The sequence below is a fragment of the Haloarcula japonica DSM 6131 genome, assembly GCF_000336635.1.
Lineage (GTDB): Archaea > Halobacteriota > Halobacteria > Halobacteriales > Haloarculaceae > Haloarcula > Haloarcula japonica.
This window is the reverse complement of record NZ_AOLY01000042.1, coordinates 124,591-148,749: the sequence shown is the minus strand read 5'-3', so window position 1 is coordinate 148,749 and position 24,159 is coordinate 124,591. Positions and strand designations below refer to the sequence as shown.

Sequence of the window (24,159 nt, the reverse complement as noted above, 5' to 3'; positions counted from 1 at the left end):
ATTTCAATTATAGATTGAGTATGTCAACAACGTGTTGGAGGAGTCCAATAGTGATCCATAATTTAAACAGAACTGCTCTTCTGGCTACTACGTCGACCAATGCACAACGGCTACCTGAAAGATAGCAACGAAGATGCCGAGCAAGCTACGCCGTCTGTTCGAGCAGTCCGCGAATATATCCGATGGCAAATAACCGCCCCATATCTGTGTAGCCTGCGTGGACACCCTCTCGATCCTCTTCGCCGAGCATCTTTGGCACGTGGTCCGGTCTAATCGGTCCCTCGAACCCTACGTCGCGGTATGCCTCAATGGCCGCACGCATGTCTGTCGGGCCGTCATCGTGCCAAGTCTCCACGAACGACTCGGGTGTCCCCTCAACATCCCGGAAGTGAACGAAATGAATACGATCACCCAACCGCCGAATAGCCGATGGAACGTCAGTCTCCATCGCGGCGAAGTTCCCCTGACACAGCGTCACTCCGTGATTTGGACTGTCGTATAAATCGAGAATACGCTCGTATTTTTCGAGTGAGGTAACTAACCGCGGAACCCCTCGTACCGGTGAGAGTGGTGGGTCGTCGGGGTGAAGCGCCATCTTCACGCCGGCCTCTTCAGCCACTGGCACAACTTCGTCGAGGAAATATTCCAGATTCGCCCATAGCTCCGCTTCGCTAATACCTGCAGCAGGGTGGTCGCCCGCTCGTTCACCCAATCCATGGTCATAGCCTGTTAGTAGCGAACCGCCTCTGTCTGGGATTGAATCAGATGTCCGCAAGACGCCGACGGGATTTTCAGTCCAGACCCAACAGTACGTCTCGATACCCAGTCGGCCCATATTCCTGAGTAGTTGCTTCACCCTGGCTATCTCCATGTCACGCCCTTCCTGCCCGAGGACGGTCTTTGTCATCGGAGGCCTATCTTCGACGACCTGCAGTGAGATTCCGTGATCCTCAAATCGGTTTCGTGTCCGCATTAGCGTATCATACTCCCACCAGTCGTCAACCCCCCAAAACCGGACGACGCCACAATCGACACCCAGTTGCGTAGCTAGTGTCCATCGCCTATCTGGCGACGGTGGTAGCATCAGTGCAGTATTCATACGGAAGGACTGAGAGATTCCTAATATATAAGATTTCCCCCAGAATGCGGTTCTCGGATGCGGATAGCATATCTCAGTAGTTCGTATAGCACGGGCAGCCAGTATATCAATGATAGTCCATGAACTATTCTACTATTAGTGGAAAAATCTCTCCCTGACCTGTTAATTAGATACACTGTTCTCAATCCCACAAGTACCCAATCTTTGTCGAAATGGCGGGCAACAGACTACTCGTAGGCGATCTTGACCTCAATAACGTTCGTTCGGTCTTTGAGTGCTGGCAACAGTTCATTCGTGATTCTGCTGTCGTTAAAACGCTCCTTTGGTCCAGAGATGGAAACTGCACCGACGACGTTCTCTTCCACTTTCAGTGGAACCGCTATCGACCGAATTCCGGTGCGTCGTTCTTCGTCCTCAAGCGCGAATCCCTGTTCGCGAATAGTCGCCAGTTCCTCAAGGAGCTGATCGAATTCAGCGATCGTATTTTCTGTCGCAGTTGGAAGCCCGTATTGATCGACAATCTTCTGCACGTAATCTTCAGGTAATTCAGCGAGAATTGCTTTGCCCAGTGCGGTCCAGTGCATGTTCGTGAACTCACCGATGGGGGCATTGTCGTACACGGCTTCGCTACCCTCTGATTGATAGACGATAACACGCTGTCCACCCTCCTTGACACCGAGATTGGCGACCTCACCCGTAGTTTCGGCCAAGTTTTGAATTTCTACTTTCGCCGTTGGGTATGCCCTCAGTTCATTTCTAACCACGGCCCCATCCTGAAGAAAACGGAGACTGAGGCGGTATCCGTTTGTGTCTTTCACTACGTAACCGACAGATTCCAATGTTTTTAGATGGACGTGTGCAGTGCTCGTTGGAATATCAAGCGAGTCCGCAACGTCTTGTATTCGTACCGTTCCCTCTTCTCTCAGGACAGAGACGACTTCGAACGCCCGTTGCACGGCCTTGATTCGCTTTCCCCCGTCATCTGAATTTTCGGTATTCATACAACCACCTATACCCACGACACAAATAAATTCTACTATGATTGGAATACAGGGAGATTACGCGTATATCGGGGCAGGAAAACGGTATTTCGGCAAGTACTGTGATTCATTGATACGGTAATAGTGTACTGATTAGACGACGGTCGAATCGGTTTTTCGAATACAGACCAATAATCAGTACCGAGTGATCCCTGTACGGAGCTGTATCAATGACGAGCCGGAGAGTGCTAGTTTGCGTATCCAGATTCTCAATTACAACCGGGAGGTGGGCTACTATCTGCAGGGACAAAGGATAGTGGTTGAGGCATTCAGCAATGGCCCGAGCGTATGCGTGTGCCACTTCCAGCCGATAACAGGTGTACGTGTGTTATACAGACGAACTATAACTCTTATATGTGGCCCTCGATCAGTTCTCTGGTCAATTCAGGGAAGGTACGTAAGCTCACTTTTGCGAAGTCATAAGACAGATACTCTCTTGACCTGAAGTTCAGCTATGCCCCATGACACTATCGTTTCATAAAAAACATTTGCTCTGTTCTTGCTCTTTCTACCTTTTGACATTATCGCTATTGTATTGTTCCCTTTGAGGCCACTCGTCCTGTTCTGGCTCTATAACATGGGAAGATCAAAGCAATACGTGAGAGTACCACTTCGAGTCGGGACTATCTGTTGACAAGTAAGCAGGCTTACTGGGCAGGGATTTCCCCCTACGACTGAATAAAGAACCGTATTGGCAACTACTGTTAGCGATATTGAGATCTGAATGTGCTTTCCTTATTACCAGTTAGACGATTTTTTTGGCATGTCGTGACCAGCATCTTGCAGTGGTTGCGAGTTGTGATTCTCAACGCACTGTCTTTCGACGAATCGCACAGAAATCACTCGTCAAATGGCCAGCGTATGATTCGACGCCACTCTACGATCGGAGTTCTCTCGCCGCCCTGAAAGAAGACATCCGGGCTGTTTCCTCCTCATGGTTCGACCACGAGGCCCACGATTCTGTTGACGAGTTCGTGTCTCACTACCCAGTAGCGTATTTCAAGTTTCGGCCACATGACCGGTATTCTGGAGCAACCCATTACGAGATGGCGCAATTGTTCCGACTGTTTCTGCTCAAAGAACTTCACGACTGGACCCACGAAACGGCACTCCTCACGTACCTCACTCACAGTCCAGAACTTTGTGAGCGACTAAGCATAGAGACAGTCCCAGATCAGTCGACGCTGTGGCGCAGCTGGCACGAACGATTCACAACAGAGCTTCGCGAGACAATTGAGGCAGCCGCCCGGATGATTCTGATCAAAGCCTAGGACGCGGGCGTTACTGTCCCACGCGAGCCAGAACGGACCTTCCCATCAGAGGATGACGAAGCGGGCAAATCAAACCCAGACGATCAAACCATTCTCAACGAAGCGGCATCGGTCACGAACCACATCAGCCGCATCGTCTTCCCATCTTTTTCACTGAATCGTGACGAGAGCTGTGAGATCCATGAGAATGCCTACTGGGACTTACAAACGTATCTCGGACTTCGGGAACGATTGGCTGCGAACGAAGGAGCCCGCAGCTTCGTCTATGAATCAACCCGTGACCGGACACCGCTAGGTCACGCCCATCGCGAACACATCCGCGACTTGTCGATTGAACAGATCCGGGAGATGTACCGGCAGGCTATGAATCGACTGTTGGATGAAGTAGCGGAGACGGAGGAATTCTTCCGGGCTGGTATCATTGCTATCGATATTACGGAAGCGGACTCGTTCACAGGCGACAGGACCGAGCATGAAGACGAAATCATCGGGACAAAAGAGCAGACTGATGAGTACGCCTACCAGTGGGCAACAGTCCAGCTAGTCGGGAACGCTGTCCCAATCGTACTGGATGCGCGACCAGTTCGGAAGGGCGAGAGTCGGAAAGATATCGTCGAGGATTTGCTCAACTCTGCTGAGGAGTTGGTCCACATCGATAACGTGCTGATGGACCGGGAGTTCGATAGTCAGCACGTTATGGAGATGATCAGCCAGCGTGGACTCTCCTACGTCGTCCCAAAACGAATGCAAACCAGCGAGAAAGCCCAAGCAAAGCGACTCTTGCAGCGTGGCCAGGATCGGTACGAAACCGACAGGAAACTCCATCTCGGGAAGAACGAGTGGCACGAGACGACGCTGATCTATCGGCGGAAAGAGGACTCAGAGCACGACGACCACCGCCAGTACTCGGTGTTCATGTCCAATCGCGGTAGTGGCTTCCTCACTGAGTACGGGTATCGGTGGGAGATCGAGAGTGGGTACAGGTCGATTAAGCGATTCATGGCCGCCACGACCTCGAAGGATTTCGGGTTGCGGTTCTTCTACTTCGCATTCGCGTGTCTGCTGTACTCGATTTGGCGTGCGGTCGATTTACTCGTACAGGTCGAATTGACCGGTGAGTACGAGCACTCTCCGATGGTGACGGCAGATAATACGCTGACGCTGCTGAAAAAGGAGACAGGAATCGGATAGTGAGGTTCTCAATCCGGGTGAATGCGGAGTTTGAGTGGCAACGCTGTCAGAAGTCGTCGAAATTCGCGATCATGATTGGCAGTGCAACAAGATCAGGCGTTTGGAGAGCAATCTGAGGCAGTTCCCGACCACTGAAACAGCCGAAACCACACATCATAGCCCCGCTAAACCCGTTGTAGTCTCAACTTCCCACGTTTTCGGGATGTAGAGCGTCTACAAACGAATATCGGTCGAATCAGACGGAGCTTGAGGTGTTNAACCCGTTGTAGTCTCAACTTCCCACGTTTTCGGGATGTAGAGCGTCTACAAACGAATATCGGTCGAATCAGACGGAGCTTGAGGTGTTCTCACGGCGATGCTATGCATTGGTCGCCGATTAGCGGGAAGTCACGTGCCGCTCGGAAGAGAACGGCTGATATCGTGCTCAGACCGCGAGTCCTGCGGCTTGCCGCAGGCGAGCGACAGGTGTTGCATCACCTTCTCACCCGGCTTTCCGGAGAAAGTTCCCGACCGCCCGGACGAACGTCCTGGCGGTCACGACTGGCGGCGACCTGATTTCCCGCTCTACGCCGACTTTCACCAGAAAGTCGGTAAGCCGCCACAGATTGTACAGTAACGCTGCGAACGTGAAGTTGAACAACCGTACTCGGTAGTCTGTTGAGGAGGTCTTGGGGAGGTACGCTTTCACCGACTTGTACTGGTTTTCGATGTCCCAGCGACGGCTATAGCTGTTCGTCACGTGAGCGATCTCGTCGGGATCGACGTGATCGCGGTTGGTCACGAATACGGCGTACTTGCCTTCAGCGTCGTCACTGGTGGCTGGAACGTACAGATATTCTGCAGTATGATCGACGTCCCCGTCTATCCCGACGGGGACGTCGTGGTTGACGGCCGCGTCTACCCCGTCTTTGCTCTCGATTTTCTCAATGGCCTCGTAATCCGGCTCGTACTTCGGTACTGGCATCGTGTACAGCAAGCCACGACCGTTGATCTCTGCACGGACGTTTCTGGTGTAGAAGCCACGATCTAGCAGAATCTCGTCGAGATCAACGTACCGCCGGGCTCTCGAAAGCAGACGCGCTACGACGTCTGCTTTCGAGTCAGCTGGGGCGTCGACTGGTTCCCAGTCTGAATGTTCCTTGACGCCCTCAATCCCAAGGATGATCGGAACGTCGTTCCCGACGATTGTGATCGTCGCGAACGTGTAGCCGTGTTTCAACTCACCGTCGTCGACGTACCCGCTCACCATGGGCGGGTACGTCGACTTTGGGATCTGGTCGTCCTTGTCGATCCACGGCCAGACGTGATAGGGGACGTGCGTGAAATCGACGGCCGCCACCACGTGGCGGTCGTCGAATGGATCTTCGTAACGTATCGTCTGGAGGATGTTCTCGGTGGCAGTATCGAACGCGTCCATGAGATACTCGCGGAACACCTCGGTGAACGCGACGATATCCTCGATTTGTTGCTCTTGGAGTGGGATAGAGACCTCCTGATCAGCCGACATTGCGAACTGCTTGATTACACGGAGGAACGTCGAATCGTCACAGGTGTCGTTCTCGTCGAGAAACCAGCCAGCTTCGCCTTCAGAATGGGCGCTTCCTTGGGTGAGGCATGCCGAGGCGAACAGATCGAGGATCTGTTCGTCCTCGTAGACTCTGTTATCGGCTCTGTGAGAGTCGAACTCGCCGAAGGCGTGCCTTCGGGCGAGCTCGACGATCTTGTTCCCCTGCTTTCGAACGTGCTCGCGTGTTACGGTCGGTTCATCATCGTTCTCCTCGATATCGTCTTCATCTGGGATAATCGGAACCCGTGCTTCCAACACGACGCCATGATCAACGGCTTCTTGTGCGATACCCGTAGCTGCGGCGTTAAGCGTCCGTTTGGTCTGTTCGCCGAACTGCTCCCACGCGTACGAGAGTGATTGCTGGCTCGGTGCCTTCTCCAATTCAAGTGTTTTCAGGAGTGATGGCCGGTTTTCGAGGCGATCTGCGACCTCGCTCTGGGCGAGGTCGTAGATCTCCTGATAGAGATACACCCGAGCCATCGGTTCAGTGCCGTTTGTGACCTTGTGTTGTTGGCGGTCGTCGGTGAGTCCGTCAACTGGAATCGATACCTCTCCAAGGACACGCCAGAGATGATCCACTGTTTCACAGACTTCTCCAGCGTGATAGACGACCGCCCCCGCGAGCGCGGGGGCGTCGTCATCGACTGCCATCAATCGGTTAGAACTCATCGTAGTTTCGAGCGCGGCAGCGAGCGGTTTCAAGTCGTCACATTAGTCGCCAAATCGACTGTTCCAGATTCTTATCGAATTCATAGCTGTCTCGTCTCACGGTACTGCTGTCCAATCAAAGTATCACCAAGCTAGTGGTTGGTAGAAATCGAGATCCCGAAAACGTGNGATTCTTATCGAATTCATAGCTGTCTCGTCTCACGGTACTGCTGTCCAATCAAAGTATCACCAAGCTAGTGGTTGGTAGAAATCGAGATCCCGAAAACGTGGACTTCCCCGGTCGCGGTTTTGGTATAGCGGCATATGATTTATACCGTGGGCCAAATCCGAATTTCGCGGGATAGAACCCTTCTATCATCGGAAAAATGGTTATGAGATTTCTGTACTCGATGGTTCTGATTACGCCGGTAATCACGACCACTTTGAAGTACCCCGGCGCCGTCGGTGAAGCACGAATGCTGCAACCGCCTCACGACGACGCTTCCCCCAGGGTAGAGGACCCGAGACCGGGGCTGCAGGACGGTGGAGGGCCGGTGAATGCCTGACCGAGCGCTTTCGACGCCGCTCGACGACAGCTTCGAGCGCTACCTCCAAGACAAGGGGAAAGGCCGGGGCGGCGGCGGTGGGAACTATCGACGTAACGCTGCACGCGAGCTCGAACGGTTCGCCGAGTGGGCCGCCGGCGACCGCGGCGCCGACGACTGGACCGGGATCGCCGACGACGTCGGCCGCGAGCCGACCTTCGACGATCTCGACGAACGCGTGTTCCGGGAGTACGCCCGACATCTCGGTGGAGATCGGGGACTCAAGCAGAACACAGTACAAACCTATTACCGCTATATCTCTGCGTGGTGTGGCTGGTGCGTCAACGAGGGATATCTTGAGGCCCACTACGCGCAGCGAGCGAGTGCGATGGCGCCGCTGCCGGAGGACGACGGTCGCAAGCCCGGCGACCAGCAGGCCTGGACGTCCGAACAGCGCCACGCCCTCACCCGTCACGTCGACGAACGGGCCCGCGACGCCGTCGAGGCGTACACGACACTCCCGGAGGATACTGATCCCCTCGACAAGCAGCGAGCACGCTACGCGGCGTTGAAGGCGGCTCGTGACCGGGCGCTGGTGTTTGTCCTCGCGTACACCGCCGTCCGCGTTGGCGAACTCCTCCGCGATCCGAACGACCCGCGCCGGCGCGGCGTCCGCTGGGAGGACCTCTCCGTCGACGACGGGAGTATGGACGTCTACCGGAAGAAACAGCAATGGGATGCCGCGAGCCTTCCCGATCCGGTGATCTCGCCGTTGCGAAGCTATCGCCAGTTGATGGACCCACCAACGGAGCGCTGGCCGGTGTTTCCGACGTTCGACCAACGGACGCTCGCAGGGCTCGTCCGGGAAAACCTCGCCGAACGAGGGGAACGCCCAGAAGCAATCATTGAACGCCGTGCGGAGTACGCTCGCGACCTGCTGCTGGCGCTCGATGAGGACATTCGGCCGCCGTCGATCACGACGGACGGCGCACGGTCGATTCTCCAACGACTCTCGGAGGCCGCGGAGATCGACATCGACCATCCGAAACACGATTATCTTGCTCCGCACGGTGGCCGTCGTGGCATGGGCGAGGTTCTGGTCCGGGCATTCGGATATACTGTGGCGGCCCGATATCTCGATAATTCTGAGGAGATGGTTCGTGAGCGGTACTCGCATATCGAGGCTGGTGAGTTAGGTGATGTCGCTACTGAGGCCCTTGAGGAGATCGATAGTGTACCGCAGTAACTTATTTCGAGTGAGAGGGGTAGACCGTCGCGTTCACACCGCGTCGACGGTGAACAGCGAGTCGTCGCTGAGGACGACCTGTACCCGGCGGTGCCAGGCGTCAGCGAAAGCCTCTCGTTGCTGGTCAGTTGCCGATTCGTCGAGAATCCCTTGGAGGTTCCCGATTGCGGGTCCACCGTCAGGAACGTCGCTGACGTGGTAGGTCACTTCGACGGTCTCGTCCGTGTCGGTTCGCCGGAACCGGAACGTCGGGTCCGCCGTGTCCGGGTCGAACGCGTCGAAGCGCAGGAGGTCGCGGCGGCCGCCATAGCCGCCGGCGAGCCCGCTGAATCCGTCATCGCCGGTCGCGCCAGTCACGTACGAGATGATGCGGCTCATCACGCCGTACGCGGCATCGTCCTGCGGGCCGGCCGTCTGGACCTCGATTTCGCTCCGGACTGGATAGTCGTCGGGATACAGGGCGTCGAGCCCGAGCTGGACGATCCGATAGGCACCCGAGGCTGTCGGACAGGAGTGTCCGGCTTCTTTCACCGCGTCCCGGTAGGTGACGACGAACGGCTCGCCCGGTTCGAGGACGCCGAGGGCCTCCGCGACGGGGTCGCGGATTTCGATCGGGTCGGCGTCGTAGTCGACCTGCCAATTGGTTCTCGTCTGGGTCGTGTCAGTCGCAGTCGAATTCGATGTCATGAGTTGTGGTTGTGATCGTGTCTCGTGGTCAGTAGCGGAGCAGTCGCATCCCGTTGAGGATGACGAGGAGGACGCTGGCCTCGTGGACCAGCATTCCCGACGCGAGGGTGACGTAGCTGGTGAGCACGCCCGCGAGGAGGACGGTCACGGTCAGCACCGCGAGCCCGACGTTCTCGAGGACGTTCCAGCGCGTCGCCTTGCTGAGTTTGACCGCGTACGGGATGCGTTCGAGGTCGTCGGCCATCAACGCCATGTCAGCCGTTTCGATAGCGGTGTCCGTTCCCGCAGCACCCATCGCGATGCCGACATCGGCAGTGGCCAGCGATGGCGCGTCGTTGATGCCGTCGCCGACCATCGCGACGACGTGGCCGTCGGCCTGGTAGCCCTCGATGACGGACTGCTTGTCCTCGGGGAGGAGTTCGGCACGGTACTCGTCGATACCGACCTCCTCGGCAACGGCAGCGGCCGTCCGCTCGTTGTCGCCGGTGAGCATCACCGTCTCGATGCCAGCGTCTTGGAGCGCCGCGACGACCCCAGGAGCGGCCTCCCGGAGCTCGTCCCGCATCGCAATCGCGCCGATGATGTCCCCGTCCCGAACGACGTGGACGACTGTCTCGCCGCGCCCCTCACGCTCGCGGACGTAGTCGGCGACCCGATCGGGGACATCGACGTCGCGGTCGTCCAGCAGCGCGCGGTTGCCGACGACGACTTCCTGGCCATCGGCATGGGCGATGACGCCCTTGCCGGCGACCACGTCGAAGTCGTCGGGATCGGGGACCGACCTGCGCCCCACGTCCGTATCGTCCGCTTGGGCGACCGTCGCTCCACCGTCCGTCGCAGCCGTCTGGCGTTCGCGGGCCATGTCGACGATGGCGTCCGCGAGGTGGTGTTCGCTCTTCTTCTCGGCGGTCGCTGCGAGCGAGAGGACGTCGGCGGCGGCGACGCCGAACCCCTCGATACCGGAGACGGTGGTCTCGCCCTTCGTGAGCGTCCCCGTCTTGTCGAAGGCGACGAGATCGATCTTGCCGGCGCGTTCGAGGTGTTCGCCGCCCTTCATCAGCACGCCCGACCGGGCGGCGTTACCGATGGCCGAGACGATGCTGACCGGTGGCCCGATGACCAGCGCGCCCGGACAGCCGATGACCAGCAGCGTCAGCGACAGGATCGCGTTCTGCGTGACCGCGTACGCGCCGATAGCCAGGGCAATGACGGCCGGCGTGTAGTACTTCGCGAACCGGTCGATGAGACTCTCCGTGGGCGACTGAGCCTCCTGGGCCTCCTCGACGCGACGGATGATCCGTTCGAGAGTCGTATCCGATCCCGCTCCCGTCGTCCGGATTTCTAGCGCGCCCTCCTGGTTGACCGTCCCGGCGTACACCTCGTCGCTGTCGGCCTTGTGGACGGGCGCGCTCTCGCCGGTGACCGGCGCCTGGTTGACTGCGCTCTCGCCGTCGACGACGGTTCCGTCGACCGGGATCTTCCCGCCCGGCTTTACGACGACGACTTCGCCCTCTTCGACATCGCGGGCGGAGACCTTTTGGAGTGTCCCGTCGCGACGGACGGTCGCCGTGTCGGGCGTCATCTCCAGTAGCTCCTGAAGTGCCGTCCGGGTCTTCCGCATCGTCCGGCCTTCGAGGTAGCTGCCAAGGCTGAACAGGAAGACGACGGCGGCGGCTTCCCAGTACTCCCCGATGACGATAGCACCGATGGCGGCCAGCGTCACCAGCGTCTTGATGCCGAGCGTCCGGTTGGTGACCTCGTGGTAAGCGGTCTTGGCGATGTCGTAGCCACCCACGACCGTCGCGAGGACGAGGATGGCGGCGCTTGCCATCTCGAAACTCGTGAGGTAGCCGAGACTCCAGCCACCGCCGTACAGCAGGCCGCTTGTCGCCGTGACGATGGCCTTCCGGTGGTTCCGGTAGTACTGCGTGATCGATTGTTTGTTCATAGTGTTAGGCGGGCTGGGGAGTGTACCCCTGGTTTTCGATGGTCTCTGCGAAGGCGTCGGGGTCAGCGACGCTGTCGTCGTACTCGATCTCGACGCGGCCGGTCGCGTAGTGGACTTCGACGTGCTGGACGCCGTCGACGTTCGACAGGGCGCGTTCGACGGTACTCGCGCAGGTCGGGCAGTCGAAGTCGAGGACGCGGAATTGGGTTGTGTCGCTCATTACAGTTTGAGATAGTGCCCGTACCTCAATAAGTATTTTTTATATGATATGTTTGAATTCGGATACGAGTCGTTGGAACAGTCAAACGGGTCGTCTAGAGCTTTCGCTATCGCGGGTCCATCCTGTACTGGATACCTCGACAGACACCTACCCGACTCCTGCCCCGCTACCTTTTCCCGCGTGCTCGCGCTCAGTCCTCGTATGAGTGATTCCGATACCGACCACCGTCTCGACGACATCGCGGTGCGAGACACTCGGATTTCGGACGCCATCGACGAGCCGATGCGGGCGATGGTCCTCGACATTCTGTCCGAGGAAGCCCTAACTGCGACCGAGGTCCACGAACGCCTCGACGATCGCGGCATCGACCGGACGGAGAACACGGTCCGCCATCACATCAACGAGCTCCGGGATGCGGGCCTCGTCGACGTCGTTCGCTTCGAGGAGGGGCGTGGTGGGACGACGAAGTACTACCACGCGAACACGATCGTCCTCTCGTACTCACTACCAGATTCGGCCGACGCCGCCGTCGAGGAGATGATCGACGCTGCCCAGCCCCAGATCACGGACGCGCTCACTACGCTCACCGACGAGTACGACGACGCTATTGAGGAGATCGTCGAGGATATGCAGCCCTGCGAGCACTGCCAGACCCAGAAGTACGAGACGTACGTTCTTCTGACCGTCCTGCGACGTGCGTTCGTTCGCGCCCACAGAAATTCCTGAGGGGGAACCACCCCTACGCTGGCAGGGTCTTAGAAGGAGAACCGATCACGCGCGGATTGCATCGCGAGGCGAGTCAGGAGTCGCGCAGGGCCACGCTTTGGGAGGTCCCGTACAGTCTCGATGCTGGTCGGCGGTTCACTACCACCAATGTCTAACTCCCAGCCTGTCTCGTCCATGAAGCGTTCGACAGCCTGATTTACTCGCTGTCGCACGTCGTCCGAGTCCATTGTCTCGGGCACACCATTCCGGAGGACGACGTCGCCGTCAACGATCACTGTCTCGACGTCGGCCGGGACCGCGTTGTTCACGACGTGTGCGGGAACGTTGGTCAGTGGCGTGAACTTCGGTTTGTCGACGTCGAGGAGGATAATATCCGCGCGCTTTCCCGCTTCGATACTGCCGATCTCGTCGCCCATCCCCAGCGCGCGTGCGCCCTCGATAGTGAGCATTCGTATCAGTTCCATCGAGTCGAACTGCCCGGCTGAACGCTTGAGATTTGCCGCCAGCCGAGCTTGCCGCGCTTCACCGAACATGCTGTACGAGTCGTGCCAGTAGTGGTCGTCAATCCCTACTCCGACGTCGACGCCGGCGGCTCGAAGCTCGGGAACGGGCGTCCACTGCGTCTCCCCGTCCGGATTCCAGTAACAGAAGACGGACGGGCAGTGCGCAACAGCCGCGTCCGCCTCGGCGGTTCGCTGGATGTCCTCTTCGTCGCCGAGGCGGAAGTGAGCAGCGACCAGTCGGTCGTCCAGGAGTCCAACGTCGTCGAGCAATCCTACCGAGTCCTCGCCACCGTTCGCTCGTGCCATCGTGTTACTCTCCTCGAGTTCGAGCAAGTGCGTGTGGACGAGCAGGTCCGGATACTCTGCGGCGAGGGATGCGGTCCGTTCCCACAGCTGCCGGGTACACGACCAGTCGTCGTGCGGGCAGATCGTCGCCCTGATTCGGCCGTCGTACGTGTCGTGGTACGTTTCGACGAACTCGCGAGCACGGGCGAACTGCTGATCGACTGGTTGGTCCCAGAAGAGGTCCGAGATCGCCGGGCCGAAAAATCCGCGGAGCCCTGCTTCCCCGAACGTCTCCGCACCTGCGGCAGGCCGTGCGTCCATGGAGTTCACGGTCGTGACACCGCCCAGGAGGAAATTGAGCGCTGCGAGCTCGACGCCTGCCTCGACGAGGTACTCGAATTCGCCGTTCCCTAGTCTGTTAAACAAGGCCGTCCCACTCCCGAGCATCTCCGTCAGCTCGAGTTCGCTAAACGCACCGATGAGCGGTGTCATCTCCAGGTGCGTGTGGGCGTTCACCAACCCCGGCATCACCAGTTTCCCGTTCCCGTCGATAACGGTGGATGCTTCTAATTCTCCGTCTCCTGCACGTGATGGTCGGACTTCTTCGATACAGCCATCGGTGATGCATACTGTGCCGCGCTCGTACAGGCGGTTCCGCTCGTCGGCTGTGAGAACGAGTGCATCATGGATTGCCAGATCGACAGCCATCGTAAATTAGGAAGTGGATGTGACAGTTACCGTACTGGACAACCGAGCAGGCCGGCGAAGGCTGTTCTTCCAGGTGGTGTTCCCCTCATTTGGGATATCATCGGTCTCTACTGGTCCCATTAGCCTCTAATACGTCGGCGTGATTTAATCAGATTCCCCTTTTGAATCTGAAGTCGGATTCCGTGGAGCTTGTGGAGGTTTGCAATGTTTTCCCCTCTTCACGATAGATCATCTATGGCCGACGGTTACGATGCCATAGTACTGATACCCTCATAGGCAGTATATTCTAATCAAAACCGCAATAGATGATCCCTACAATGATACACCTATGCAGGCGACGATAATCGACGGAGTTCTTGAATCCCTTCGTATCGGTGTCGGATTTCTCTGGACGGCGGCGTGGGCGATCATCATGGGCCTCACGATTACGAGTCTCGTCCAGGTCTACGTCTCGAAGGAGCGGATGGCACAGGTGCTGGGTGAGGGCGATCTAACTGGACTTACCAAGGCGACTGTGTTCGGAGCAGCAAGCAGTGGCTGTAGTTTCGGCGCCGTCGCCATCGGGAAGGGCCTGTTCAAGAAGGGGGCGCACGCGGTGAACTTCCTCGCGTTCATGTTCGCGTCGACGAACCTCATCGTCGAACTAGGGCTGATGATTCTCATCCTGCTTGGCTGGGAGTTCCTCGTCGCGGAACTGCTCGGCGGCCTGATTCTCATCGCCGTCATGGCCGCCATCGTCCACCTCACGCTTCCCGAAAACCTGTTTAACGAAGTCCGCGAGAAGCTCAACGAGCGCGACCGCCAGGCGGGCGTCACGGAAGATCCCACCTGCGGGATGGAGGGGAAAGACGAGTACACGCTCACGACCGACGGCGGTGAGACGCTCAAATTCTGCTCGGAGGGCTGTATGGAGACCTATCGCCAGGAGACGTCGAGTAGCGGCGGGTGGCGTGACGAGTTGCTGTCGTGGGGTGGCTGGTACAAGGTCGGGAATCAGTACCGCAAGGAGTGGTCGATGATCTGGAAAGACATCGTCGCCGGCTTCCTTATTTCTGGGTTCGTCATCGTCTTCGTCCCGCAGTGGGTGTGGAACACGCTGTTCATTCAGGGCGACGGCCTGCTCGTGACTGCCGAGAACGCCGTCATGGGCGTCATCATCGCCGTCCTCAGTTTCGTCGGCAGTATGGGCAACGTCCCGTTCGCCGTCGCGCTCTGGGGTGGTGGCGTCAGCTTCGCCGGGATCATCGCGTTCGTCTACGCCGACCTCATCACCGTGCCCGTCCTGAACGTCTACCGGAAGTACTACGGCTGGAAGGTGATGCTGTACATCCTCGGCGTCTTCTTCGTCACGATGGCGTTCACCGGCTTCCTCATGGAGCTGCTGTTCGACGCGCTGGGTATCGTTCCAGATCTGGCGGGCGGCGAGACGGCGACTGAACAGACGTACTTCGAGCTCAACTACACGTTCTACCTCAATATTATCGCCTTTGCGCTCTCCGGGTTCCTTCTGTATGTCTACCGGCGGGGACTCGGCGCACCAGGTCAGTATCGAGATCCGGTGTGCGGGATGCGAACCGACGATGAGGGCCCGAGTGCGTCCCACGATGGGACGACGTACTATTTTTGCTCAAAGAAATGCAAGCGTACGTTCGAAGAAGAACCAACGGAATTTACTAATCAAAGCCCGCAAATATCGAGCCACGATCACGATCATGACCACTGATGATCGCACTGTGGTTCATCCGCTGTGATGGGGTTCATCATCACAGTTTCAATCCGCAATTGTCACACCTACTGCGCTCAAATAGACGGTATGAATAGTCAAATCCCGCAACTCGGGGCTGTCATATGAATCGCCGTCGAGCAGATACTGTCGTCGGTGTGCTTCTCGGGTTCGTTCTCCTGGCCGGCGGGGTACTCAGTTGGCGGGCCTATCAACAGCGTCGGGCTATCGAGCAATCGATGGGGTCAATGATGGGTTCATCTATGGGAACGATGCACGGCCCAGACCCCCTCTGGTACGTGGTTGGAACCCTGCTGGTTGCTGGCGTTATCGGTGGCGTCTATTACGTGGTCCGGGGAGAACTCACCGATCCAGAAGTGGCCGACACAACGGCGCCTGTCGATCCTGCACAGACATCGGCGGCAACAGCTACGTCGATGGATGATGACGCTGCACCGGCGACGTCTATCAATCCTGAATCGGACCCCCAAGCACGCGTTCTCGATCTCTTACCGGATGATGAACGACGCGTCCTCGAACCCGTCCTGAACTCCCCCGGAATCACGCAGATTGAACTTCGGGATCGATCTGAGTTCTCGAAGAGTAAAGTAAGCCAGACCGTGAGTTCACTCGAGGAGCGAGGTCTGCTGTATCGGGAACGACAGGGTCGGACCTATCGTGTGTATCCGAGTGATGACCTTCGGCAGCAACAACCGGGAAAATAGTCGCTATCTATCGGGCGCTCTCCCTCTCGAATTCCGTAGGTATGAACGGTCTCCCTCGAGCAAAACGGTTAGAAGATGTTATAGACGTTCTCGAACGTTCTCCTGTATGGATTCACACCCATGTCGATAACTCCCGAGCAGGCCTACGAGTAACCGAGGAGAGAGACAATGACCAACTTCAAACTCGGCCGGTGGCTGCTCGTGGCGCTCGCGATTGTCGGACTCGCGTTCGCCGCACCGGCAGTCAGCGCACACGACAACGCAACGACCGCTGACGACGCGCCTACGGACAATGCCACCGCAGATGAATGGGCCACTTGGATGGAGGCACAGATGACCGAACACATGGGCCCGGGTAGCGTCGAGTGGATGGAGTCGCACATGGGTGTGACCGTCGACGAGATGGCCCAGGACATGGCTGACGGGGAATACCACGACGGGGCTGACGACGGCTACAACGGCGGGATGTACGGGCAGGGCCACTGCTGACGGCTCTGGCCGTTTCGATCGCTCCAATCGAACACCACAACTCACCAACGCAAGATAATGACGCAACTCACCACTCACATCGGACGCACTGCTCGGCGACTCGCGATCCTCGCCGTCCCGCTGCTAGTTGCGGCGACTGGACCGGCTGTTGCCCACGGTAGTGGGAGCTACGGCGGCGGCATGATGGGGGGCGGCTGGGGCCTCTTCGGTGGAGCGATGGGGCTCTGGGGGTTCCTCTGGATGGGGCTCCTCATCGCCGTTCCGCTCTACATTGTCTATGCGCTCCTCAATCGAGGCTCCGGTGGGAACGAAGAGCAGTCGCTGTCGGTTCTCCGTGAGCGCTACGCCCGCGGAGAGCTCTCGGATGACGAATTCGATCGGCGGCGAGAACAGCTCGAACGCACCGGATGACTGGAGCAGCTGCTGTTCCAGCCGATACATCATATTCCCAACGGCCGCCGTTGCGGCACCCAACCGTTAACCCCGTAGACGGGGTATGATACTTCATGGAATACACAATACAGACTTCAGTCACCGGTGAGTTCGACGATGTCGTCGACACGACGATTGCGGCGCTCAAAGACGAAGGATTCGGCGTCCTCTGTGACATCGACGTCCAAGCGACGCTCGAGGAGAAACTCGGCGAGGAGTTTCGACAGTACTGCATCCTCGGTGCGTGCAACCCGGGGCTGGCACACGAGGGCCTGAACGAAGAGATCGAACTCGGCGCACTCCTCCCGTGTAACGTCATTGTCTACGAAACCGACGGCGGCGAGGTCATGGTGAGTGCCGTCGACCCACAACAGCTCGTCGGCATCGCCGACAACGAGGCACTCGACTCGATCGCGAACGAGGTCCACGACCGGTTCGAACGCGTTCTCGCCAGCGTCGCGGACGAACTCGAATCATCGACCGAGATCTGAACCATGACATCATCAAACCAACTCGACACCACAACCATCGTCCTCCTCATCCTCGGGGCGATCATCGTCCTCCCCTTGCTCACGATGGGGATGGGATTCGGCGGGATGATGGGATACGGTGGAATGATGGGTGGATACGGGACGACCAGCGGCTGGTGGCCACTCGTCGGGATGCTCGTCCAGCTGGTCTTCCTCCTCCTCCTGCTCGGTGGCGGATATCTCGTCTTCCGTCGCGTGACGGCATCGCAGTCGTCGCGGAATCCCGCAATGGAGGAGCTGCGTATGGCATACGCCCGCGGAGATCTCACCGAGGAAGAGTTCGAGGCGCGTCGGAACAAGCTCGAACGCTCGGAGTGACGGTCCGACCACCAACCTCCGGCGTTACTCACGTCCGGCCCCTTGGAATCCGAAATCTGTGACCCTCACAGCTTTCGGATGTGAATAGAAGTGTGCTAAAAGCATAAGACCATACTAGCTACTATGACGGAAGTTATCCTGTTCACACAGGAGACTTGTGGAGCGTGCGCAACGCAGCGAGAGAAAAACGAGGGTATCGAAGATGCGTATCCGGATGTCGAGTTCCGGGAGGTCGACATCCAGACCGATCTGGAGACGGCCGAGGAGTACGGTGTCCGAAAGACGCCAACGACGCTCGTGTATGCAAACGGGGAACAGACGGCCGAGTTCATCGGCATCGTCGACCGGGACGAATTGGAGGCTGCCATCGAGAGCGCCGGCCAGCAATCGCCCGGACTCACGAACCGGCTCGCCAGCATCATCCGTGGATAACAGAAGCCAACCAGCTACAATGACAGACTACAGTAGACGCCAGTTCCTGGGAGCGCTCGGTGCTGGCACAGTCGCGAGTGCGGGATTCACCCAACCAGTCGCCGCACAGGAGACGCCCGTCGTGAAGATGGGCAACAACTACTTCGACCCGATCGGGCTCCACGTCGAACCTGGCACGACCGTCCGCTTCGAGATAGCAGCCGGAGCTCACTCGGCGACGGCCTATCCGGACCGCGTTCCCGCCGACGCCACCGCCTTCGACAGCGGGACCATCTCGCAGGGGAGCTTCGAGCACACGTTCGAGGTGCCCGGAACGTACGACTACTACTGCATCCCTCACAAGACGGTCGGCATGGTCGGTCGCATCGTCGTTGGTAGCCCTGGCGGTCCAGCTGAAGACAGCCCGATCCCGGACGGCGAGGTCCCAGACAGCGAAACGATCGTCCAGAACGGCGCCGTTGCCGTCGGCTCGGACGTCGACGGCAGTGGGAGTACCGATGGCGGAATGATGGGTCCAGGGATGATGCACGGCCGGAACGGTGGATGGTTCGGTGGGCTGCCGTTCGTCGGCGGGGCACTCGGGATGCTGGGGCTGGTCGGCGGCTTCCTCTACTGGGCAATGGGTCGAGGCGATGCACCTCCAGAGAGTGACGATTCCGCTATGGAAACCCTCCAACGTCGTTACGCACGAGGCGAGATCGACGAAGAAGAGTTCCAGAAGCGTCGTGAACGGTTGGAGACTGGGAGTGAAGACCCATCTCGGTAAGGCGCGGTGTCGTCGCCATTTCTACACGCCTGAGGTCCCTCGCTCAGGAGTCCTTCGAAGACCTGTTCCTACGCCGCGGCACTTCTCCGCGGAACGTAAGCCGCACTCATCGGTGCCCAGAGAACGAGGGACACAGCAGCAACCAGAGTCCACCGAACCGTTTGCCCGATCAGACGGTCGTAGTGAAATCCGAGTCAAACTATCCAATTGAGCGAAGCTGGATATAGTGCTGTTTGGGTCTTCTCCCCTACAGTTACCGGAGTAAGTAGTCTACTGGCCTGATCTTACTTCTCCTGTGTAATTCGGTAGTAGACGCCGATTGTGAGGACAGCTACGAGGAGGAGGTATCCAGTAGCCCACACCAATGAGAGAGTCGTATCTACGTCCGTTGTGAGTCCGGTATCGACCATCACACGGACGGGCCAATAGCCGGGGAGTAGTTTCATCCACCATTCGGGCTCGGACTGGATGAACAGCGGATCCTGGAAGAGTCCGATATCGAGCATCGGGAGAATCAGCATTAGCCACATCCCGGCTAGGCGGTCGAAAACGGCCCCGACGAGCATCCCGATGAGACCATACGTGACCGAGACGACGAGCATCGCTGCGACGAACCACCAGAGATGCTCAGGCTGGAAATCGACGAGCATCACGCCGACTGAGACGCCGGTAACGATGAGAGTGATTGCTGCGAGGACCCCAAACCGGGCAGTGATTACCTGTCGTGCACGATAGCCGGCGACTGCCAGACGACCGTCTGTGTCTTTGGCTTCTCGCATCAGGAACAACCCGGCGAGTCCCGCGATGAGGGCGCTCGTAATCGGCGTCATAATCACGCCGTGGACCTCAGGCATCCCTCGCATGACCGTCACCGTCTCACCGTCGACGAGCGTCCGAACCGGCATCTCGACGTCCTGGGTGACTGCGAACGCCAACGTGATGAACGAGACCGGTAGGACGACCAGTAGAGCGACGAGGACGTAGTTTCGCGCCTGTTCTTTGATGCCGATTGTGAACGCCGTTGTCGTACGACTCATGCGGACCACCCACCACTGGTGCGCATCGTCACTCCGAACACTGCGGTGACGAGTACAAGCAGGACTAGCAGGTATCCGGCGACGAAGCCGAGATCACCCGTCGTATATGTGCCTTGGAACATCGCCTCCTGAAGGAGTTCCTTTGGATGATAGAGCGGGAAGTATTCCACGAACTCGGGAACGTCGGCGGCCAGCGGACTGTCGCCACTGAGGAACGCATCCATCATTGCAAGGAACACCACGACGAGCGAGCCTTCGAACAGTCGTGGAAGGAGCGCCCCGACGAGTGCGCCAAGAAACGCATAGACGAGGCCGGCAAGTACGAGGAATACGAACGTCAGGACAGGGGCTCCCGGTGAAATCGTCAGCCAGAGAACGCCGTAGTTTACGGCAGCCACGACAACGGTCACTCCTCCGAGCGCCGCTAATCGAGTCGCAAGCAGTGTTCGGGGTGGATAGCCTGTCTGAACGAGTCGCCGATCGGCTGCACGCGCACTAATCATCTGCGCGAGTCCCATCAGGCCGGCAATGATGGCGACCCCGAATATCGCTCCGAGAAGGCGACCTAGCTCGATCGGAATCGCCTCGACCGTCGGCATACTTGGTAACCCAGCCATTGCTTGTCCCCAGCCTTCGATAACGACAATCGGAAGGAGAAGTGCTAGGACAACATTCAGGGGGGTTCTGAGGAAGGTGGAGACGTTCGCCCGAATCCCCGTCCAAACCCTATTCATCGGTCTCTTCCCCCCGTTCACTGGCCGTTGCATCAGTCTCGCCTTCCTGGTCAGTCACGTCGTAGACCTGTCCGTCACGAACCTCATAGATGCGGTCGAGACGACTTTGCTCTTCGATCAGGTGTGAAATCATCGTGACAGCTGTTCCGTCGGCAGCGAGTTCCTCGGCGAGATCCCAGAACGTGAGATACGTTTCCCAGTCGAATCCAGTGTAGGGCTCGTCCAGCATGAGGACGTCCGGATCGTGCATCAGGGCGATACTGAGATTGATTTTCTGCCGGTTTCCACCACTGAGTTGGTCGATTCGGTAGTCAAGGTACTGCTCGAAATCGAGTTTCGACGCCAAGCGGTGTTTGGCCTCATCGATTTCTTCGGCGGTCATTCCGTATCCGGAACCGAACAGTCGGAACGTCTCTCCGACCGTCAAGCGGTCGTAAAGCAGTGGTTCCTGTGGACACCAGCCAACGGTTCCCGTCCGTTCGACTGTTCCGGAATCCTGTTCGAGGACACCGACGAGGATGTTCATGAGCGTGGATTTGCCCGACCCGTTCGCGCCGACGATCCCGACGATTTCCCCCGTCCGAATTTCGAGATCGGCATCGGTGAGGACGGTCACTGACCGCGTAAATGGAAAACTCGATCCGTACGTTTTTTCAATCTCATTAGCACGGACGAGTACCTTGTTGCTTGTAGCTTCTCCTTTGGTGGTTGTGGACGCTTCCATAGGTGTATACACACGCTTCTAATTCACTGCGATTACTGTTTCAAATCAAAACTATTTGCAGCAAACTCGTAAGCAATCAGGAATTGAGTATACAGCTAATGCTAGACTCTAAGCATCAGATTTCTCTTGACTTTCTGTATACTGTTCCCTATACGTTGTTTCACAGTTCTCACTGCAAAACTGCTGGAGTGAACCACCGACACGGGTGGCTAGTCCGTCTTCACCGACAGTGGTTCCGCAATTTGCACATTTGAGTGCGGATTCAGTCCCCTCGGCATACGCTGATTGAGCAGCGTTCGACAGCAGTTGTACGTCGTATCGCCGCACGTCAGTCAGTGGTAGATATTGCTGCGCCCAGTTTCCGACTGTATTCCGCGGCGGCGTCGCAACAGCTACGATTTCGCCCTCCGCAGTTGTGAATACGTGTTCTACGGCTGGGGTCTCGAGGATCGATTCTCGAAGAGAATCCGTCTTTCCGAGCTCAGGCTGGAGGCGTACCATGACGTGTATCCGGTTTTCGTACTGTGTGAGGTCGAGATCAACGGTGAATCGACGAATGACATCTTCTTGCTCCAACTGACGGACGCGTGCTGAAACGGACGGGGGTGAAAGATTTACAGCCTCAGCAATAGTGCTGTAGGGTCGTCTCGCGTTCTCCGCTAAAAGACGGAGGATTTCGCGATCCGTGTCGTCAAGTTCTGGTTGGGTCATCGAAAGGCGGAATGGGGGTGGGTGTGGGGGAGCTACGACGCAGGTGTGGGGTGTGACGGTTAGACGTACTCCTCCGGTGTCGAGGTGAACGTCTCCTTGCAGCCCTCGGCACAGAAGTAGTACGTCTGACCGTCGTACTCAGCTGTGGCCGCCGGATCACTTTCATCGACGTCCATTCCACAGACTGGATCAGTTGCCATTCGGTTTCACCCCACATCAATGGTACGAGGGCCTGAATCAAGCAATTTGTTCTTAGCAATCCAAAGTCGGGATACATAGCGATTTGAGCCGTGCTGCACGGTTTGGCTTTTCTGACTCCACAATCAACGGTTAGTACCTCACAATCCCGAACTATCGTTCGAGTATACCAACGGATTCCTATCTGTGTCCTATATAAATACTGGAGTCTGAACCAATTCTAAACCTATGGGTCACGATCCACCACACGACAATCACGAGCAGTGAAGACCCCACAGGTCCATCCAAATTCGTGGATGCTCAAGCGTCGACGTGACGATCCGATTCTTTCTTGCGCCGTGCAAGTAGCAGTCAAGTAGTCTCTAGTTCCGCAACGAAGATAACGTGTCGCAGGAACGGCAGCGCGTGGTGAGCCTTCCGTACCTGCTCAGTAATCGCTGGGGGATCGAGATCATACGCTCCTAACAGTCGTTCAATGAGAGCCCGGAGCGGGCTCGTGAGTAGCTGGAGGTACAGCGTCGTCCACTTTCGGAAGCGTCCGACGCTGTGTTTCGTGATATCTTCGACCGCTTTGAGCTCAAAGCTCGTCTCGTCGAGAGCAGCTTTGTATCCTTCAACAGTACCCAAGGACGGCATATCCCACGCATCCGCAAATGAATCGACCAATCTCCGTTCCGTTTCAGTCACGTCTGACTGCATCACGAGATCGGAGACTACGAGAACCCCCTCGGGTTCGAGGGTATCTGCGACTGTAGCGAAAACGCGATTCCGCTCGGGGAGGTATACGAGTGCGTCGATGGCTGTACACGCGGTAAACGAGTCCCTGGTAAACGGGAGTTGTGTCGCGTCACCGATGATGAACTCGGAATCGAGGTGCTTACCCCGTGCGTTCTCGGTTGCCATCTGGATGTTGTACGGAACGAGGTCGACACCAGTGACGTTGAAGCCGAACTGATAGGCGAGGTGGAGGGCTGGACCCCCCCGACCGCAGCCGACATCGAGGAGGCGCACTCCGTCGGTTGTGGGTAGATGCGACGCGACCCTTGAGCCGACTTCCGTGACGAGGCGACGTTGACTCGAACCGGCTATATGTGGCTGGTACCACTCCGAGTAGCCGAGATTGAGGAACTCGTCAGTATCGAACAGGAGGTCGAACGCCCGCCAGATATCGGCTCGCTCGCCGCGGTAAGAAAACTGGTCGGTGATTCGGTGGCGGAGAGTACTCTGATCCATCGGCCACCTACTCGAGTTCGGAAACCTCCGAATAGCAGTACTCGGATTCGTCGCAGTACGCGAGGTCGGCACACCCGCGAGGACGCTGGTAGTCGATTCCCTTGTGCCGTCGGAGATACGTCACGTATCCGTCGTCGACGCGGTCCAGGATGTCGTGACAGATCCACTTCTCCCTAACCCACGTAGTGCCCAGATTTCGGTACGGACACAGGAAGATCGTCCGTTCGACCGAATCAACCTGTGGCGTCTCGACGATCCGGACACCGACAAGGCGATAGGCGATGCGAAGACGGGTAACGACCGATTCTGGCGTATTCGCGCCGAGGAAAAGGACGTATGCAAGCACGTATCCGAGATCGTGGAGGAGTCGTCGAATCATTGTTTAGGGTGTCGACTGCCGTCCCAAAGTATCTTGACCAGGTG

At 57.7% G+C, this 24,159-nt stretch carries 24 protein-coding genes and 1 pseudogene; 11 read left to right on the top strand and 14 right to left on the bottom strand.

From position 1 onward, the window contains the following. Positions 1-145: 145 nt before the first annotated feature. Both C444_RS18730 and C444_RS18725 read right to left on the bottom strand, forming a co-directional pair. Positions 146-1,099: a mannonate dehydratase gene (locus C444_RS18730; protein WP_004594634.1), complete on the bottom strand. Its 954-nt coding sequence runs from the start codon at positions 1,097-1,099 to the stop codon at positions 146-148. A gap of 227 nt (positions 1,100-1,326) precedes the next feature. Continuing rightward, entirely contained in the window at positions 1,327-2,100 is a 774-nt protein-coding gene (locus C444_RS18725; RefSeq protein ID WP_049909618.1) for an IclR family transcriptional regulator, read from the bottom strand. An 824-nt stretch (positions 2,101-2,924) separates the two neighbouring features. Between C444_RS18725 and C444_RS18720 the strand changes: the two are divergent. Beyond that, positions 2,925-4,601 (top strand): annotated as a pseudogene (locus C444_RS18720) (transposase). A 481-nt stretch (positions 4,602-5,082) separates the two neighbouring features. Here C444_RS18720 and C444_RS18715 read toward each other — a convergent pair. Beyond that, a complete protein-coding gene (locus tag C444_RS18715) occupies positions 5,083-6,819 on the bottom strand; it encodes an ISNCY family transposase (protein ID WP_004594629.1) in 1,737 nt (578 codons plus the stop codon). 555 nt (positions 6,820-7,374) lie between these two features. Between C444_RS18715 and C444_RS18710 the strand changes: the two genes are divergently transcribed. Then, positions 7,375-8,607 carry a tyrosine-type recombinase/integrase gene (locus C444_RS18710; RefSeq protein ID WP_004594626.1) on the top strand — a complete coding sequence of 411 codons (1,233 nt, stop codon included), beginning with the start codon at positions 7,375-7,377 and terminating at the stop codon, positions 8,605-8,607. Between the two features lie 33 nt (positions 8,608-8,640). On the opposite strand, the gene C444_RS18705 is transcribed toward C444_RS18710, so the two are convergent. From C444_RS18705 to C444_RS18695, 3 genes are read right to left on the bottom strand one after another with little or no spacing between them, the layout of a single operon-like run. Then, entirely contained in the window at positions 8,641-9,294 is a 654-nt protein-coding gene (locus C444_RS18705) for a hypothetical protein (RefSeq protein ID WP_004594625.1), read from the bottom strand. 28 nt (positions 9,295-9,322) lie between these two features. Beyond that, on the bottom strand, positions 9,323-11,242 hold the full coding sequence (locus C444_RS18700; RefSeq protein WP_004594624.1) for a heavy metal translocating P-type ATPase: 1,920 nt from the start codon (positions 11,240-11,242) through the stop codon (positions 9,323-9,325). A 4-nt stretch (positions 11,243-11,246) separates the two neighbouring features. After that, positions 11,247-11,462 (bottom strand): heavy-metal-associated domain-containing protein, encoded by a 216-nt coding sequence (locus C444_RS18695; protein ID WP_004594622.1) that lies wholly within the window; start codon positions 11,460-11,462, stop codon positions 11,247-11,249. Between the two features lie 201 nt (positions 11,463-11,663). On the opposite strand from C444_RS18695, the gene C444_RS18690 reads away from it, so the two are divergent. Further along, complete coding sequence (locus tag C444_RS18690) at positions 11,664-12,188, top strand: ArsR/SmtB family transcription factor (RefSeq protein ID WP_004048660.1); 525 nt, start codon at positions 11,664-11,666, stop codon at positions 12,186-12,188. Between the two features lie 29 nt (positions 12,189-12,217). On the opposite strand, the gene C444_RS18685 is transcribed toward C444_RS18690, so the two are convergent. Then, a complete protein-coding gene (locus C444_RS18685; RefSeq protein ID WP_004594621.1) occupies positions 12,218-13,684 on the bottom strand; it encodes an amidohydrolase family protein in 1,467 nt (488 codons plus the stop codon). A 328-nt stretch (positions 13,685-14,012) separates the two neighbouring features. Between C444_RS18685 and C444_RS18680 the strand changes: the two genes are divergently transcribed. The 8 genes from C444_RS18680 (at position 14,013) to C444_RS18645 (ending at position 19,099) form a co-directional block, all read left to right on the top strand. Further along, on the top strand, positions 14,013-15,407 hold the full coding sequence (locus C444_RS18680) for a permease (protein ID WP_004594620.1): 1,395 nt from the start codon (positions 14,013-14,015) through the stop codon (positions 15,405-15,407). Positions 15,408-15,532: 125 nt separating this feature from the next. Then, positions 15,533-16,132 (top strand): helix-turn-helix transcriptional regulator, encoded by a 600-nt coding sequence (locus C444_RS18675; protein WP_011222408.1) that lies wholly within the window; start codon positions 15,533-15,535, stop codon positions 16,130-16,132. A gap of 168 nt (positions 16,133-16,300) precedes the next feature. After that, positions 16,301-16,621: a hypothetical protein gene (locus tag C444_RS18670; protein WP_004594618.1), complete on the top strand. Its 321-nt coding sequence runs from the start codon at positions 16,301-16,303 to the stop codon at positions 16,619-16,621. Positions 16,622-16,678: 57 nt separating this feature from the next. Beyond that, positions 16,679-17,032, top strand: coding sequence for an SHOCT domain-containing protein (locus C444_RS18665; protein ID WP_004594617.1), 354 nt, complete (start codon positions 16,679-16,681; stop codon positions 17,030-17,032). A 95-nt stretch (positions 17,033-17,127) separates the two neighbouring features. Continuing rightward, positions 17,128-17,544, top strand: coding sequence for a DUF302 domain-containing protein (locus C444_RS18660; RefSeq protein ID WP_004594616.1), 417 nt, complete (start codon positions 17,128-17,130; stop codon positions 17,542-17,544). 3 nt (positions 17,545-17,547) lie between these two features. After that, positions 17,548-17,901, top strand: a complete 354-nt coding sequence (locus C444_RS18655) for an SHOCT domain-containing protein (protein WP_004594615.1) — start codon at positions 17,548-17,550, stop codon at positions 17,899-17,901. Positions 17,902-18,024: 123 nt separating this feature from the next. Then, positions 18,025-18,333, top strand: a complete 309-nt coding sequence (locus C444_RS18650) for a thioredoxin family protein (RefSeq protein WP_004594614.1) — start codon at positions 18,025-18,027, stop codon at positions 18,331-18,333. A 19-nt stretch (positions 18,334-18,352) separates the two neighbouring features. Then, entirely contained in the window at positions 18,353-19,099 is a 747-nt protein-coding gene (locus C444_RS18645; protein WP_004594613.1) for a plastocyanin/azurin family copper-binding protein, read from the top strand. Between the two features lie 284 nt (positions 19,100-19,383). Here the strand turns inward: C444_RS18645 and C444_RS18640 are convergent, their stop codons facing one another. From C444_RS18640 to C444_RS18615, 7 genes are all read right to left on the bottom strand, one after another. After that, positions 19,384-20,136, bottom strand: a complete 753-nt coding sequence (locus C444_RS18640; protein WP_004594612.1) for an ABC transporter permease — start codon at positions 20,134-20,136, stop codon at positions 19,384-19,386. Next, a complete protein-coding gene (locus C444_RS18635; protein WP_204365968.1) occupies positions 20,133-20,753 on the bottom strand; it encodes an ABC transporter permease in 621 nt (206 codons plus the stop codon). The genes C444_RS18640 and C444_RS18635 overlap by 4 nt, the downstream gene beginning before the upstream one ends. A 109-nt stretch (positions 20,754-20,862) precedes the next feature. After that, complete coding sequence (locus C444_RS18630; protein WP_004594610.1) at positions 20,863-21,486, bottom strand: ABC transporter ATP-binding protein; 624 nt, start codon at positions 21,484-21,486, stop codon at positions 20,863-20,865. A 216-nt stretch (positions 21,487-21,702) separates the two neighbouring features. Further along, entirely contained in the window at positions 21,703-22,305 is a 603-nt protein-coding gene (locus C444_RS21455; RefSeq protein ID WP_004594609.1) for an AsnC family transcriptional regulator, read from the bottom strand. A 59-nt stretch (positions 22,306-22,364) separates the two neighbouring features. Further along, positions 22,365-22,505 carry a YHS domain-containing protein gene (locus C444_RS18625; RefSeq protein ID WP_011222411.1) on the bottom strand — a complete coding sequence of 47 codons (141 nt, stop codon included), beginning with the start codon at positions 22,503-22,505 and terminating at the stop codon, positions 22,365-22,367. A 349-nt stretch (positions 22,506-22,854) separates the two neighbouring features. After that, positions 22,855-23,736, bottom strand: a complete 882-nt coding sequence (locus C444_RS18620) for a class I SAM-dependent methyltransferase (RefSeq protein ID WP_004594607.1) — start codon at positions 23,734-23,736, stop codon at positions 22,855-22,857. Positions 23,737-23,743: 7 nt separating this feature from the next. Then, positions 23,744-24,115 carry a hypothetical protein gene (locus tag C444_RS18615; RefSeq protein ID WP_004594606.1) on the bottom strand — a complete coding sequence of 124 codons (372 nt, stop codon included), beginning with the start codon at positions 24,113-24,115 and terminating at the stop codon, positions 23,744-23,746. Positions 24,116-24,159 lie beyond the last annotated feature (44 nt).

Excerpts from the sequence above, each read along its gene's own strand:
- C444_RS18730 (WP_004594634.1), bottom strand. The coding sequence starts at position 1,099 with ATGAATACTGCACTGATGCTACCACCGTCGCCAGATAGGCGATGGACA.
- C444_RS18725 (WP_049909618.1), bottom strand. The coding sequence starts at position 2,100 with ATGAATACCGAAAATTCAGATGACGGGGGAAAGCGAATCAAGGCCGTG.
- C444_RS18715 (WP_004594629.1), bottom strand. The coding sequence starts at position 6,819 with ATGGCAGTCGATGACGACGCCCCCGCGCTCGCGGGGGCGGTCGTCTAT.
- C444_RS18710 (WP_004594626.1), top strand. The coding sequence starts at position 7,375 with ATGCCTGACCGAGCGCTTTCGACGCCGCTCGACGACAGCTTCGAGCGC.
- C444_RS18705 (WP_004594625.1), bottom strand. The coding sequence starts at position 9,294 with ATGACATCGAATTCGACTGCGACTGACACGACCCAGACGAGAACCAAT.
- C444_RS18700 (WP_004594624.1), bottom strand. The coding sequence starts at position 11,242 with ATGAACAAACAATCGATCACGCAGTACTACCGGAACCACCGGAAGGCC.
- C444_RS18695 (WP_004594622.1), bottom strand. The coding sequence starts at position 11,462 with ATGAGCGACACAACCCAATTCCGCGTCCTCGACTTCGACTGCCCGACC.
- C444_RS18690 (WP_004048660.1), top strand. The coding sequence starts at position 11,664 with ATGAGTGATTCCGATACCGACCACCGTCTCGACGACATCGCGGTGCGA.
- C444_RS18685 (WP_004594621.1), bottom strand. The coding sequence starts at position 13,684 with ATGGCTGTCGATCTGGCAATCCATGATGCACTCGTTCTCACAGCCGAC.
- C444_RS18680 (WP_004594620.1), top strand. The coding sequence starts at position 14,013 with ATGCAGGCGACGATAATCGACGGAGTTCTTGAATCCCTTCGTATCGGT.
- C444_RS18675 (WP_011222408.1), top strand. The coding sequence starts at position 15,533 with ATGAATCGCCGTCGAGCAGATACTGTCGTCGGTGTGCTTCTCGGGTTC.
- C444_RS18670 (WP_004594618.1), top strand. The coding sequence starts at position 16,301 with ATGACCAACTTCAAACTCGGCCGGTGGCTGCTCGTGGCGCTCGCGATT.
- C444_RS18665 (WP_004594617.1), top strand. The coding sequence starts at position 16,679 with ATGACGCAACTCACCACTCACATCGGACGCACTGCTCGGCGACTCGCG.
- C444_RS18660 (WP_004594616.1), top strand. The coding sequence starts at position 17,128 with ATGGAATACACAATACAGACTTCAGTCACCGGTGAGTTCGACGATGTC.
- C444_RS18655 (WP_004594615.1), top strand. The coding sequence starts at position 17,548 with ATGACATCATCAAACCAACTCGACACCACAACCATCGTCCTCCTCATC.
- C444_RS18650 (WP_004594614.1), top strand. The coding sequence starts at position 18,025 with ATGACGGAAGTTATCCTGTTCACACAGGAGACTTGTGGAGCGTGCGCA.
- C444_RS18645 (WP_004594613.1), top strand. The coding sequence starts at position 18,353 with ATGACAGACTACAGTAGACGCCAGTTCCTGGGAGCGCTCGGTGCTGGC.
- C444_RS18640 (WP_004594612.1), bottom strand. The coding sequence starts at position 20,136 with ATGAGTCGTACGACAACGGCGTTCACAATCGGCATCAAAGAACAGGCG.
- C444_RS18635 (WP_204365968.1), bottom strand. The coding sequence starts at position 20,753 with ATGGCTGGGTTACCAAGTATGCCGACGGTCGAGGCGATTCCGATCGAG.
- C444_RS21455 (WP_004594609.1), bottom strand. The coding sequence starts at position 22,305 with ATGACCCAACCAGAACTTGACGACACGGATCGCGAAATCCTCCGTCTT.
- C444_RS18625 (WP_011222411.1), bottom strand. The coding sequence starts at position 22,505 with ATGGCAACTGATCCAGTCTGTGGAATGGACGTCGATGAAAGTGATCCG.
- C444_RS18620 (WP_004594607.1), bottom strand. The coding sequence starts at position 23,736 with ATGGATCAGAGTACTCTCCGCCACCGAATCACCGACCAGTTTTCTTAC.
- C444_RS18615 (WP_004594606.1), bottom strand. The coding sequence starts at position 24,115 with ATGATTCGACGACTCCTCCACGATCTCGGATACGTGCTTGCATACGTC.